The sequence below is a fragment of the Mycolicibacterium smegmatis genome (assembly GCF_001457595.1).
Lineage (GTDB): Bacteria > Actinomycetota > Actinomycetes > Mycobacteriales > Mycobacteriaceae > Mycobacterium > Mycobacterium smegmatis.
In genome coordinates, this window is record NZ_LN831039.1 from 4,396,092 (window position 1) to 4,408,416 (window position 12,325).

Below are 12,325 nucleotides of genomic sequence, written 5' to 3' on the forward strand. Positions count from 1 at the left end.
GCTACAGGTACGCGGTCTGGTTCACCAACCGCACGGCCGAGCCACCGTCGGCGTAGAACTCGGCGATCGACAACGACGCCAGGTCCAGGTGCAGGCGGTAGAGAATCCCCTCGCCCGCGTCGAGCGCCAACCGCAGGATCGTCTTGATCGGCGTCACGTGCGAGACCACCAGCACCGTCGACGCGCCGTGCTCGGCGATGATGCGGTTGCGCGCGCGGCGCACGCGGTGCGCGACGGCGTCGAAGCTCTCGCCACCGGGCGGTTCGACGCTGGTGTCCCGCAGCCAGCGCCGGTGCACATCCGGATCCCGTTGCGCCGCTTCGGCGAACGTCAGCCCCTCCCAGGCACCGAAGTCGGTTTCGATCAGATCGTCGTCGACGGTGACGTCGAGACCCAGCGCCTTGGCGGCCGCGGCCGCGGTGTCATACGCACGCTGCAGAGGTGAGGTGACCACGGCCGAGATGCCGCCGCGCTCGCCCAGATACCGCGCAGCGGCGTCGGCCTGCCTGCGCCCCTCTTCGGTCAGCGCGGGGTTGCCCCGACCCGAGTAGCGCCGGTCGACCGACAACTCGGTCTGCCCGTGTCGCAGCAAAAACAGCCGTGTAGGCGCGCCGGTCACCCCGGACCAGCCCACCGAGTTCTTCGCGGGTGCAGGCGGGTCGTCAGACTCAGAAGCCTTGTCGGGCACGGCGATTCCCGCTGCGGCATCCATCGCCTCGTTGGCCAGCCGGTCGGCGTGGCTGTTGCGTTCCCGCGGAATCCACGTGTAGTCGACATGGTCGAAGCCCGCGGCCAGCGCGGCCGCGCGGCGCTGCAGTTCGATCAGGTCCGGATGCTTGACGCGCCACCGCCCGCACATCTGCTCGATGACCAGTTTGGAGTCCATCGACACCGCGACCTCGGTGGCGCCGGTCTCGGCGGCGGCCTCCAAACCCGCGATCAGACCCCGGTATTCGGCCACGTTGTTGGTGGCGCGGCCGATGGCCTCCTTGCGTTCGGCGAGCACCGTGGCGTGGTCGGCGTCGTACACCACCGCGCCGTAGCCGGCCGGTCCCGGGTTGCCGCGCGACCCGCCGTCGGCCTCGACGAGAACCTTCACTGCTTGACCCGCAACAGGATCGCGCCGCACTCGGGGCACCGCACCACGTCGTCGTCGGCCGCGGCGGTGATGCGCGCGATCTCACCGCGGTCGATCTCGATGCGGCACGCACCGCAGCGCCTGCCCTGCAGCGGGCCTGCCCCGGCGCCGCCGCGGGCGCGTTGCTTCTCGTAGAGCTCGACGAGCTGATCGTCGATCGCGTTCACCAGCGCGTCACGTCGCGTGGCGCACTGGTGACGCGCCTGATCCAGCTCCACCAGCGCCGCGTCGCGGGCCTGCTGGGCCTCGGTCAGCTCCGTCTGCAGTTCGTCCACGCGGCGCAGTTCCTCGGACCGCTCGGCCATGAGCTCCTCGCGACGTTCCATCACCTCGAGCAGCTGCTCTTCCAGGCTCGCCTGGCGCCGCTGCAGGGTCTCCAGCTCGTGCTGGATCTCGGTGACCTGCTTGGCGCCCACCGAGCCGCCCTCGAGCAGCGCGCGGTCACGGTCCTCGCGCTGGCGCACCGAGTCGATCTCGGACTCGTACTTGGCCACCTGCGCGTCCAGATCCTCCAGTGCGATCCCGAGCGCGGCCAGCCGGTCGTTGACCTCGCCGCGCTGCGCGGTGAGCTCGTCGAGACGCTTCTGTTCGGCCAAGTTCTTCCCGCGGTGCGCGATCCGCGCCAGCTCGGCATCGACCTCGCTCAGCGTCAGCAGCGAACGTTGTTGGCTTACTTCAGCTTTCATGTTCTTCCAAACTCTCGACATTCCATGGATCGGTACGGACCTCGCAGACCCGCACCGGCAGTGCGTCCGAAAAATGCTTGCGCAGCACGCCCGCGGCCTGCGCGCACCACGGGAACTCGCTGGCCCAGTGCGCCACATCGACCAGCGCGACGTCCGAGGCCCTGCGGTGCTCGTCGGCGGGATGGTGCCGAAGATCGGCTGTGACATAGGCCTGCACACCGGCCGCGGTCACAGCGCCCAGCAGCGAGTCGCCCGCTCCCCCACACACCGCGACGCGCGACACCACGGCATCCGGATCACCCGACGCGCGCACGCCCCACGAGGTCGGCGGCAACGCCGCGCGCACGCGCCTGACGAACGCCGACAACGGCTCCGGTTCGGGCAGTGACGCGATGCGGCCGATACCCACGTCACCGGGAATCGGCGCGAGCGGCAGGATGTCGAACGCGGGTTCCTCGTATGGATGCGCGGCACGCATCGCGGCAAGGACCTTCGCGCGCAGCCGTGCCGGCGCGATCACCTCGACGCGGTCCTCGCTCACCTGCTCCACGGTGCCCACCTCACCGATCGCGGGCGAGGCGCCGTCGTGCGGCAGGAACTGCCCGGTGCCCGCGACGCTCCAACTGCAGTGCGAGTAGTCACCGATGCGGCCCGCGCCCGCGGCGAACAACGCCTCGCGCAGCGCGTCGGCGTCGGCCGCGGGCACGAACACCACCCACTTGTCCAGGTTCGGCCCGGCCGCCACGGGCGAGAGCACGTCCTCGACACGCAACCCCAGCGTCTCGGCCAGCGCGTCGGACACGCCGGGATTGGCCGAGTCGGCGTTGGTGTGCGCGGTGAACAGTGCGCGCCCGGTGCGGATCAGCCGGTGGATCAGCGCGCCCTTGGCGGTGCTCGCGGCCACGGTGTCGACACCACGCAGCAGCAGCGGGTGGTGAGCGAGCAGCAGCCCGCGGTCGGGGACCTCGGCGATCACGTCGGCGGTGGCGTCGACCGCGATCGTGACCGACTCCACGGGTTCGTCGGGGTCCCCGCACACCAGACCGACCGAATCCCAGTCCTGCGCAAGTTGCGGCGGGTACGCCGCCTCCAGCACGGCGATCACGTCGGCCAGCCGCACGCCCGCCGATCGCGTGTTCATCTCAGCACCTCCGTCACGGCATCCACCCGCGAGCCCACGAAAGTACCGCAACGCCGCACGGCAATGCTCTTGCTTTGCCGATGTCGTCGCGGCAACTCTGTGTCCGGCACGGCGAACTGCACAAACGGCGCCCGCATGGGCGCGGTCGGCCACGCCGGTACGGCGGCCGCGCGGACGGCACGAGACGGTGGGCACGGCACCCCACGACAGTAGTGGTCGGCCGCCGTGACGGGCATCATCGGGCACCGGTGCCGCGATCAGGGACAATCGGTGTGTGACCGATGTTGTGACTGGCCGCGTCAGCGAGCTGACCCCCGACACCCGCCCGCAGTTGGTGCTGTTCGATCTCGACGGCACGCTCACCGACTCCGCGGAGGGCATCGTGTCGAGCTTCCGGCATGCGCTGCAGGCCGTCGGGGCACCCGTGCCCGACGGTGACCTGGCCTCACGGATCGTCGGCCCGCCCATGCACCACACGCTGAGCTCGCTGGGGCTCGGCGACCAGGCCGACGAGGCCATCGCGGCCTACCGCGCCGACTACACGTCCCGTGGATGGGCGATGAACAGCCTGTTCGACGGCATCCCGGCGCTGCTCTCGGATCTGCGAGCCGCGGGCGTCCGGCTGGCCGTCGCGACATCGAAGGCCGAGCCCACCGCCCGCCGGATCCTCGAGCACTTCGAGCTCGACGGCTACTTCGAGGTGATCGCAGGCGCCAGCCCGGACGGCACGCGCTCACTCAAATCCGAGGTCGTGGCGCACGCGCTGCGACAGCTGGAACCGCTGCCCGACCGCGTACTGATGGTCGGCGACCGGATGCACGACGTCGAGGGCGCCGCCGAGCACGGTATCGACACCGTCGTGGTGGGCTGGGGCTACGGCGGCGCCGATTTCTCCGGGCCGGCCGCGGTGGTGGCCCATGCCCACGTCGAGACCGTCGAGGCACTTCGCGGGGTGCTCGGTGTCTGAGGTGCATGTGACGTTCGTCTGCTCGGGCAACATCTGCCGTTCCCCGATGGCCGAGAAGATGTTCGCCCACCAGATCGCCGAGCGCGGCCTGCGTGAGGTCGTGCGGGTCACCAGCGCGGGCACCGGTGGCTGGCACGCCGGCGACGGCGCCGACGAGCGTGCGTGCCTGGTGCTGGCCGACCGTGGCTACCCCACCGCGCACCGCGCCGCCGTCGTCGACGACGACCACCTGTCGGCCGACCTGGTGGTCGCCATGGGCCGCAACCACGCGCGGATCCTCGCCGACCTCGGGGTGGAGCCGGACCGGCTGCGCATGCTGCGCTCGTTCGATCCCCGCGCGGGCGCACACACCCCTGACGTCGAGGACCCGTATTACGGCACCCGCGACGACTTCGAGGCCGTCTTCGAGGTGATCGAGGCCGCGCTGCCCGGTCTTCACGACTGGGTCGACGAGGCCCTGGCCGCGAGAGGGATCGTGGCCTGATGCGCCGGCTCGGCTTTCTCCTGCGCCCGCAGTGGCTGGCGCTGATCGTCGTGGTGATCGCGTTCGCCTACCTGTGCTTCACGGTGCTCGCGCCGTGGCAGCTGGGCAAGAACACCAAGACCTCACGGGAGAACAGCCAGATCGCCAATTCGCTTCAGGCCGAACCGGTCCCGCTGACCGACATCCTGCCGCACCAGGATTCCACCTCCGACGACCAATGGCGGCGGGTGACCGCGACGGGCCGCTACCTGCCCGAGGGACAGGTGCTCGCCCGGCTGCGCGTGATCGAAGGCGAACCCGCGTTCGAGGTTCTCACACCGTTCGCGGTCCAGGGCGGCCCGACCATCCTCGTCGACCGCGGATACGTGCGCCCCGTCGAGGGATCAGGGGTGCCCGCGATCGATCCGCCACCCACCGACACGGTGTCGATCACCGCGCGGCTGCGCGATTCGGAGGCCGTCGCGACCGGCAAGGAACCGTTCCGCGCCGACGGTGCGCTGCAGGTCTATTCGATCAACACCGGCCAGGTCTCCCAACTCACCGGGACACCGCTGGCCGGGTCGTACCTTCAACTCGTCGACGACCAGCCGGGCGGTCTGGGAGCGATCCCGCTGCCGCACCTGGACGCCGGGCCGTTCCTCTCCTACGGCATCCAGTGGATCGCGTTCGGCATCATCGCCCCGATCGGGTTGGGCTACTTCATGTATGCCGAGATCCAGCAACGGCGACGCGAACGCGCTGCGCAGGCGAAGAAGGACGCCGCGGGGCCCAAACCGGCGGCCGAACTCACACCCGAGGAGAAGCTCGCCGACCGCTACGGCAAGCGCCGCTGAGCCATCCCGCGGCCGCCACCGCCACCAGCGCGGCCGCGCCCTGCACGGCGCGCGAGAGTCGCACCGCCCTGCCGACATCCGCGACCTCGGGCGCGCGACCGTTCCCCAGCGACGGGCGGATCTCCAGCTGATGCGCGTACTGTGTCGGCCCACCGAGCCGCACGCCCAGCGCCCCGGCGAACGACGCCTCCACCACACCCGCGTTGGGGCTCGGATGACGCGCCGCGTCACGTCGCCACGCGCGCAACGCCGCGACGGGCGAGCCCCCCACCACCGGCGCGCACATCGCCACCAGCAGGCCCGTGACGCGGGCCGGCACGTAGTTCAGCACGTCATCGAATCGCGCTGCGGCCCAACCGAACCGGAGATACCGCGGCGAGCGGTGGCCGATCATGGCGTCGAGGGTGTTGGCGCCGCGGTACACCAACACGCCCGGTACACCGGCGACCGCGGCCCACAGCAGCGGCGCGACCTGCGCGTCGGAGGTGTTCTCGGCCAACGATTCGACCGTCGCGCGGGTCAGGCCCGCGGCGTCCAGCGAGGCCGGGTCCCGTCCGCACAACGACGGCACGAGCGCCCGGGCGCCATCCACGTCATCGGCGGCCAGCAGGTCCGCCATGCGATCACCGACGCGGTTGAGCGAGGTCCCGCCGAGCGCCACGTACGTCGCGGCAGCCAGTCCCAGGTGTGGGCGGTTTCGGCGCTGCGCGGCCACCCCCAACAGCGCGAGACCCGCCAGCAGCAGGCCCGTGTGCGCCGTCCCCGCCGCCCGGTTGTCGCGATAGGTCAGGCGTTCCAGCCGTGCCGCGCCGGAACCGAACAGCGCGACGGGATGCCCTCGCCGCGGGTCGGCGAACACCAGGTCGGCGAGATACCCACACGCGATCCCCGCGGCCGTGCCCGCAACCACAGATCGGTTCCCCCGGCTACTCGACGCAAACACCTCGGCAGCGTCTCACACGGTTATCCACCCGCACACACGAGGCCGGGCCCACCGCTGTGCGCTGCACGCGGTGCCGGCCACGCCGTGCCGGGTCTTCAATCTCTTTGCCGCCACAGGCTTTCTACCGAACGAGTTCCGCGTCCGCATGACCCTCGACTGGTCCGCCGACCAGCAACGACGGTACGAAAAGTTGTTGCAGGTGCGGCGAATCGCCGACCGCGTGATGCCCCGCGAGGCATGGTTGCTGGGGAACCAGCTGTACCTTTGGACATGCGGGTCCGAAATGTCGTTGGCAAAAGGATTGTCTGATGGTCGAATCGAGCAGTGCTGCTCCCTCATTCCCCACCCTCAACCACGTCGCGGTGACCGTGCGTGACCTCGCGGTCAGCGGCCCGTGGTACCGCGCGCTGATCGGCGCCGACCCGGTGCTCGACGAGCGCACCGACGCCGGTTTCCACCACATCGTGTGGGCGCTTCCCGGCGGCACCCTGTTCGGTATCCACCAGCACGACAAGCGCGCAGAAGCCGAGCAGTTCACCGAGTTCCGTGTCGGCCTCGACCACGTCAGCTTCGGCGTCGGCAGCCGCGATGACCTGCAGGTGTGGCAGAACCGGCTCGACGAACTCGGTATCGCCCACGGCGGCATCGTCGACGCCCCGTACGGGTCGGGTCTGAGTTTCCGCGATCCCGACGGCATCGCACTGGAGTTCTTCGCGGGGAACTGAATCCCGCGCTCGGGGCGCATATCGGGAGTGTTCGCGGATAGGATCCTGCTTCGGAGGAACATCCGTGAAAAACCTGATACCCGCGGTGGCCGTGTCGACGGCGATCGGTTTCGTGGTCGGCGGGATGGAAGCGTCTGCCCCACCCGCCGAACCCGCGGCCAACCCGGCCCCGCCGTTGCCGGATCCGGGTGTCTACCTCGTCACCGAGACCGCGGCCGCCGAGCTTTTCGAACCGTACGACTGGTCGCTGTCGGATTGCGGACCAGGATGCTTGCATGTGCTGTCGCACTCCCCTGGTGCACCGGGGGCGTCGTGGGACATGGAGATGCCGTGGCTCGCCTCGGCCGATGACGCTCAGGGCGCCTGGGTGGGTGAACACACCAATCCGGGCATGGTGTGCGACATCGGCACCCCCGAACAACGACAGACCGGCCCGGTGCGGATGAAGTACATCATCCGTCCCGATCTGACCGGGTTCGTCAACATGGGCTTCTCGCAGGACAATCCGTCGTGCGCGGGCGACACCGAACCGCGCAGCCGCAACCTGGTGCTGCGCCGCGCGCCGATGGTGTGGTCCTGAATTTTCCGCACCGGCTCACGTTTGGGCACTCGCGAACGTCTACAGGGTGTAAGCATCCGATATACGCGAGGAAACCGACAACCGTGAAGCAGACATGAAGGCCCCGTTCGAACGCGTCGTCCAACGCCACGGCCCGGCGGTGCTGCGGGTGTGCACATTCGTGCTGGGGCCGCTCGACGCCGAAGACGCCTGGTCGGACACCTTTCTGGCGGCTCTGCGTGCCTATCCCGACCTGGCCGACGACGCCAACGTCGAGGCCTGGCTCGTGACCATCGCCCACCGCAAATGTGTGGACATCATCCGGCGTCGCGAACGCGAAGCCCTCGCCATCGGTGATGTGCCGGATCGCCCGACCACTATCGGCGTGCCAGGCGCCGCCGACGACCAACTCACCTCCGCGGTGCGCGCACTGCCGCCCAAGCAGCGGCAGGCGGTGGCCTACCACTATTTCGTCGGCCTGCCGTACGCCGAGATCGCCGCACTGCTGGGCGGTACCGCCGACGCGGCCCGCAAGGCCGCCTCCGACGGAATCGCCACACTGCGAACCCATTATCCGGACGCCCTGCCGAAAGGAGCGCACCGATGAACGACACCCTGACCCGCCTGCACCGACGCCTCGAACAGTCCGCGACCACTGATGGGCTGCTCGACGTCGCCTACACCACCGTCGACACTCCCGTGGGACCACTTCTTTTGGCCGCCACCGAGATCGGACTCGTGCGCGTCGCATTCGCCACCGAGGACCACGATGCCGTGCTGGACACCCTGGCGCAGCGGCTGAGCCCGCGGATCCTGCGCGCACCTCAACGCCTTGCCGATGCCGCACGGCAGATCGACGAGTATTTCGCCGGTGCGCGAACACAATTCGACGTTGCACTGGATCACTCACTGTCACACGGTTTCCGGCAGCTCGTGCAGCGCCGGCTGTCGCAGATCCCGTACGGGCACACCATGTCCTACAAGGATGTGGCCGAGATCGTGGGCAATCCCAACGCCGTTCGCGCGGTCGGGTCGGCATGCTCCACCAATCCCCTTCCGGTCGTGGTGCCGTGCCACCGTGTGCTGCGCTCCGACGGCAGCCTGGGTGGCTACATCGGTGGGCTGGGCGCGAAAACGGCGCTGCTGGAACTGGAGCGGGCGGCATGACCGATCGGTGGCGGGCCAGGGTCGACAGCGGTGACTGGCCCGCCATCGCGGCCGAACTCGACGAGTACGGCGGCGCCCTGCTGCCTCGACTGCTCACCGCGGCCGAGACCGAGCGGTTGCGCGCGCTCTACGGCGACGACGAGCGGTTCCGCAGCACGATCGACATGGTCCGCTACCGCTACGGCCAAGGGCAGTACCGCTATCTGCGCACGCCGTATCCCGAACCGCTCGAAGCGCTCAAACACGCGCTGTATCCCCGCCTGCTGCCCATCGCCCGCGAGTGGTGGACCAGACTCGGGCGCACCCCGCCGTGGCCCGACACCCTCGACGAGTGGCTCGACATGTGTCACCGCGCGGGACAGACCAAGTCGACGGCGATCCTGCTGCGCTACGGCGCAGGCGACTGGAACGCACTGCACCGCGACCTCTACGGAGATCTGGTGTTTCCGCTGCAGGTCGTCGTCAACCTCAACGAACCGGGCCGCGACTACACCGGCGGCGAGTTCCTACTCCTCGAACAACGTCCCCGCGCGCAGTCGCGCGGCACCGCCACACAATTGCCCCACGGCCACGGCTTCGTGTTCACCACACGCGACCGCCCGGTGCGATCGACGCGCGGATGGTCGGCCGCGCCCGTGCGCCACGGCGTGTCGGCCGTGCGCTCAGGAGAGCGCACGACGCTGGCCCTGGTGTTCCACGACGCCACCTGACTCTGCGCCGAGCGTGCGGTTTCATACGCGACACACCGCGTCAGGCGGATGAGATCGCACGCTCGGCACACAATCACGGCTTGCTCAGGGCCCCGCGGGGGTACTCCGAGACGTCAACAGACGTCGAGTCCCGGCCTTGAAGGGTTGATCATGAGCAACACCAGCCAGCGCGAACTGGGAAAGACGAACCGTCCGATCGAAGACGCGCTGGAGGACACCTTCGAAAGAACCATCGACGAGGGCAGCCAGCGCCTGCACCGCCGCTGGCGGGAAATCCTCGTCACCGGGTTCTTCGGCGGCACCGAGGTCGCGATGGGCGTCCTGGCCTACCTGGCCGTCCTGAACGCCACGGGCAACCAACTCCTGGCGGGTCTGGCGTTCTCGATCGGTTTTCTCGCTCTCCTGTTGGGCCACAGCGAGTTGTTCACCGAGGGCTTCCTGGTGCCGGTGACCACCGTGGCCGCCAAGCGCGCCAGCGTCGCGCAACTCTTCAAGTTGTGGGGTGGCACGCTCGCGGCGAACCTGGTGGGCGGCTGGGTCATCATGTGGCTGATCATGTTGGGCTTTCCGAAGCTGCACGCCCAGACCGTGGAATCGGCCTCGCACTTCGCCACCGCCCCGCTGTCGGCGGAGACCGTCGCGCTGGGCCTGCTCGGCGGCATGGCCATCACCCTCATGACGCGCATGCAGCACGGCACCGACTCGGTTCCCGGAAAGATCGCGGCGGCCGTGGCAGGTGCTTTCCTGCTCGCCGGCCTGCAGATGTTCCACTCGATCCTCGACTCGCTGCTCATCTTCGGTGCGATCTTCACCGGCGAGGCCTCGTTCGGATACCTTGACTGGCTCAAATGGTTCGGCTACACCGTCGTCGCCAACGTGGCCGGCGGACTGATCCTGGTGACACTGTTACGCCTGCTGCGCAGCAAGGAGCGGATCGAAGAGGAGCGCGAAGAAGCGGACGCCGAGTGAACCAGCGTGAAACCTGTTCGACGGCAACGCTTCCAGATCGCCGACCGTGCGGTTTCATACGCGACACGCCGCGTCAGGCGGATGAGACCGCACGCTCGGCGCGAGGAGAGGAAAAAGAGTGGGCGCGGACGGTATCGAACCGCCGACCGCTGGTGTGTAAAACCAGAGCTCTACCACTGAGCTACGCGCCCCGCCGCAGGCACGGTACACGGCCAAGCGCCGTGACCGGAAATCCCACACCGGGATCTTAGTCAGGCGCGCAGCGCCTGCAGTGCCGCAGTCCAGACTTTCTGGTCGCGCACCTGACCGGGCTCCATCATCTCGGCGAACCGGATGATGCCGGAGCGGTCGACGACGAAGGTGCCGCGGTTGGGATAGCCCGCGTCCTCGTTGAACACGCCGTAGTCCCGGGCCACCTTGCCGTGCGGCCAGAAATCCGACAGCACCGGGAAGGTGAATCCGCTTTCGATGGACCAGATCTTGTGCGTGGGAGGCGGACCGACCGAGACGGCGATGACGGCCGAGTGGTCGTTCTCGTAGAGCGGGAGCTGATCACGGATCGCGCCGAGTTCGCCCTCGCACACACCGGTGAACGCCAGCGGGAAGAACACCACCAGCACGTCCCTGGGGTTCTCGCCCGTGCGGTAGTCGCTGAGCGTGACCGGCCGGTTGTTCTGGTCTCGCAGGGTGAAATCGGGCGCGGGTGTGCCGACGTCGAGCACTCAGCCGCGCTTCCCGGCGGCCTTCGACTTCGGCTGCACCAGCCGGCTGGCCGTCCAGTCCCCCAGTTTCGCCGACGAGGTCTGCATCAGACCGGCCGTGGGCGCCGATTCGGCGATCTCGGCCGGCAGCACGTGCCCTGGCTTGCCGGTCTTGGGCGTCAGCACCCAGATCACGCCGTCCTCGGCGAGTGGGGTGATGGCGTCCATCAGCCGGTCGACCAGGTCCCCGTCGTTGTCGCGCCACCACAACAGCACGACGTCGACCACCTCGTCGGAGTCCTCGTCGAGCAGCTCCGAACCGCACGCCTCTTCGACGTCGGCCCGGATGTCGTCGTCGGTATCCTCGTCCCAACCCAACTCCTGGACAACCTGATCCTTTTGGATGCCCAGAATTCGAGCGTAGTTCGGGTCAGAATCCTTCCCCGCCGCCGCGACCACCTCGGTCCTCCTTAGCCTTCTCCGGCCCGTACGGGCCTGTCAGTGTGGTGTTGTTGTGCTGCTCATTGCGTGTTGCGCCCTATCGTCGCACGCCGGTCCCGATGAGGGGGTGTCCGGCGGGCAGTTCGCAGATCAAATCCGTCAATAGGCGGCGTCACAGCGGTCGAGGGCGGCGGTCCTCGCGGAGTTGGACCGGTCGGAGGCCGCGTTGAACACGTCCGGTGAGGCGTCGCCGGAAATGGCCGACGCCACCGCGCGCACCGCGTCGACCCATTCGGTCAGTGCGTCGCGCAGGTCGGCGGGCAACGTGTCGGAGATGCCCGAGGTGACCAGGTCGGCGCTGCGGTTGAGCGCGTCGACCGCGGGACCGGCCTTGGCCCTGACGTCGGGCGAATTGTTGTTGGCCGCCTCGATGTAGGTGTTGACGGCGTCGATGGCGTCCACCGATGACGTGCTCAGATCCTCACAGACGGTGTGGATGGCGCGTTTGGTCAGCGTGGCCTGGCGTTCGGACTCCCTCGCGGCCGAGGTCAGCGACGACGCCTCGATCGAGGCCGACACCGACGCGCGGTAGACGGGAGCCTCGGCGGGATCCACTTGTGCGGTACCGCCAGTCACGGTCGAACATCCGACAACCACCATCGCGATGACGGCCGAACCGCCCAGCGCCACCCCCGCGACCCTGTGTGTCGCCCCAAACTGCCAACTCATCGGCACGGTCTGCAGACGTTACCGGTTCTTAGCCATCAGGACCGGTTCATTGCACCTTCCACCCCTGCAGAGCACATGCGGCACGATAGGGAGACGATATAGGTGCCACAAGCACCTGATCGATTAAGTGAC

17 protein-coding genes and 1 tRNA gene are annotated in these 12,325 nt (G+C 68.8%); 10 read left to right on the plus strand and 8 right to left on the minus strand.

What is annotated here, in order from left to right:
* Position 1: 1 nt before the first annotated feature.
* Genes AT701_RS21065 through AT701_RS21075 form a run of 3 tightly spaced genes read right to left on the minus strand, consistent with a single transcriptional unit; the run spans position 2 to position 2,965 of the window.
* Positions 2–1,099 (minus strand): bifunctional RNase H/acid phosphatase, encoded by a 1,098-nt coding sequence (locus tag AT701_RS21065; protein WP_011729720.1) that lies wholly within the window; start codon positions 1,097–1,099, stop codon positions 2–4.
* A complete protein-coding gene (locus AT701_RS21070; RefSeq protein ID WP_011729721.1) occupies positions 1,096–1,824 on the minus strand; it encodes a zinc ribbon domain-containing protein in 729 nt (242 codons plus the stop codon). The genes AT701_RS21065 and AT701_RS21070 overlap by 4 nt, the downstream gene beginning before the upstream one ends.
* Entirely contained in the window at positions 1,814–2,965 is a 1,152-nt protein-coding gene (locus AT701_RS21075) for a Nif3-like dinuclear metal center hexameric protein (protein WP_058126528.1), read from the minus strand. Before AT701_RS21075 ends, AT701_RS21070 begins: the two co-directional genes overlap by 11 nt.
* Positions 2,966–3,239: 274 nt before the next feature.
* Between AT701_RS21075 and AT701_RS21080 the strand changes: the two genes are divergently transcribed.
* From AT701_RS21080 to AT701_RS21090, 3 genes are read left to right on the plus strand one after another with little or no spacing between them, the layout of a single operon-like run.
* Positions 3,240–3,932 (plus strand): HAD family hydrolase, encoded by a 693-nt coding sequence (locus AT701_RS21080; protein ID WP_081319542.1) that lies wholly within the window; start codon positions 3,240–3,242, stop codon positions 3,930–3,932.
* Positions 3,925–4,416 carry a low molecular weight protein-tyrosine-phosphatase gene (locus tag AT701_RS21085; RefSeq protein WP_058126530.1) on the plus strand — a complete coding sequence of 164 codons (492 nt, stop codon included), beginning with the start codon at positions 3,925–3,927 and terminating at the stop codon, positions 4,414–4,416. Before AT701_RS21080 ends, AT701_RS21085 begins: the two co-directional genes overlap by 8 nt.
* Positions 4,416–5,249, plus strand: a complete 834-nt coding sequence (locus tag AT701_RS21090; RefSeq protein ID WP_058126531.1) for an SURF1 family cytochrome oxidase biogenesis protein — start codon at positions 4,416–4,418, stop codon at positions 5,247–5,249. The genes AT701_RS21085 and AT701_RS21090 overlap by 1 nt, the downstream gene beginning before the upstream one ends.
* Here the strand turns inward: AT701_RS21090 and AT701_RS21095 are convergent.
* Positions 5,203–6,159, minus strand: a complete 957-nt coding sequence (locus AT701_RS21095) for a cobalamin biosynthesis protein (protein ID WP_058126532.1) — start codon at positions 6,157–6,159, stop codon at positions 5,203–5,205. The two genes, AT701_RS21090 and AT701_RS21095, sit on opposite strands and share 47 nt — an antisense overlap.
* On the opposite strand from AT701_RS21095, the gene AT701_RS36020 reads away from it, so the two are divergent.
* The 7 genes from AT701_RS36020 (at position 6,146) to AT701_RS21125 (ending at position 10,322) form a co-directional block, all read left to right on the plus strand.
* Positions 6,146–6,568 (plus strand): oxygenase MpaB family protein, encoded by a 423-nt coding sequence (locus AT701_RS36020; RefSeq protein WP_413232161.1) that lies wholly within the window; start codon positions 6,146–6,148, stop codon positions 6,566–6,568. The genes AT701_RS21095 and AT701_RS36020 overlap by 14 nt on opposite strands.
* Positions 6,501–6,917, plus strand: a complete 417-nt coding sequence (locus AT701_RS21100) for a VOC family protein (RefSeq protein WP_058126533.1) — start codon at positions 6,501–6,503, stop codon at positions 6,915–6,917. The genes AT701_RS36020 and AT701_RS21100 overlap by 68 nt, the downstream gene beginning before the upstream one ends.
* A gap of 64 nt (positions 6,918–6,981) precedes the next feature.
* The gene (locus AT701_RS21105; protein ID WP_011729727.1) at positions 6,982–7,497 is read left to right on the plus strand and encodes a hypothetical protein; all 516 of its coding nucleotides are present in this window, start codon (positions 6,982–6,984) and stop codon (positions 7,495–7,497) included.
* A gap of 94 nt (positions 7,498–7,591) precedes the next feature.
* Positions 7,592–8,083 (plus strand): RNA polymerase sigma factor, encoded by a 492-nt coding sequence (locus AT701_RS21110; RefSeq protein WP_011729728.1) that lies wholly within the window; start codon positions 7,592–7,594, stop codon positions 8,081–8,083.
* Complete coding sequence (locus AT701_RS21115) at positions 8,080–8,643, plus strand: methylated-DNA--[protein]-cysteine S-methyltransferase (protein ID WP_058126534.1); 564 nt, start codon at positions 8,080–8,082, stop codon at positions 8,641–8,643. Before AT701_RS21110 ends, AT701_RS21115 begins: the two co-directional genes overlap by 4 nt.
* On the plus strand, positions 8,640–9,353 hold the full coding sequence (locus AT701_RS21120; RefSeq protein ID WP_058126535.1) for a 2OG-Fe(II) oxygenase: 714 nt from the start codon (positions 8,640–8,642) through the stop codon (positions 9,351–9,353). Before AT701_RS21115 ends, AT701_RS21120 begins: the two co-directional genes overlap by 4 nt.
* Positions 9,354–9,503: 150 nt before the next feature.
* Entirely contained in the window at positions 9,504–10,322 is an 819-nt protein-coding gene (locus AT701_RS21125; protein ID WP_058126536.1) for a formate/nitrite transporter family protein, read from the plus strand.
* 119 nt (positions 10,323–10,441) lie between these two features.
* Here the strand turns inward: AT701_RS21125 and AT701_RS21130 are convergent.
* From AT701_RS21130 to AT701_RS21145, 4 genes are all read right to left on the minus strand, one after another.
* Positions 10,442–10,513: transfer RNA gene (locus AT701_RS21130), tRNA-Val, on the minus strand.
* Positions 10,514–10,573: 60 nt separating this feature from the next.
* Positions 10,574–11,044, minus strand: coding sequence for a peroxiredoxin (locus AT701_RS21135; RefSeq protein ID WP_011729732.1), 471 nt, complete (start codon positions 11,042–11,044; stop codon positions 10,574–10,576).
* Entirely contained in the window at positions 11,045–11,482 is a 438-nt protein-coding gene (locus tag AT701_RS21140) for a DUF3052 domain-containing protein (RefSeq protein ID WP_003895716.1), read from the minus strand. It abuts the gene before it with no gap.
* A gap of 141 nt (positions 11,483–11,623) precedes the next feature.
* Positions 11,624–12,193 (minus strand): Rv2240c family protein, encoded by a 570-nt coding sequence (locus tag AT701_RS21145; RefSeq protein ID WP_223495693.1) that lies wholly within the window; start codon positions 12,191–12,193, stop codon positions 11,624–11,626.
* Positions 12,194–12,325 lie beyond the last annotated feature (132 nt).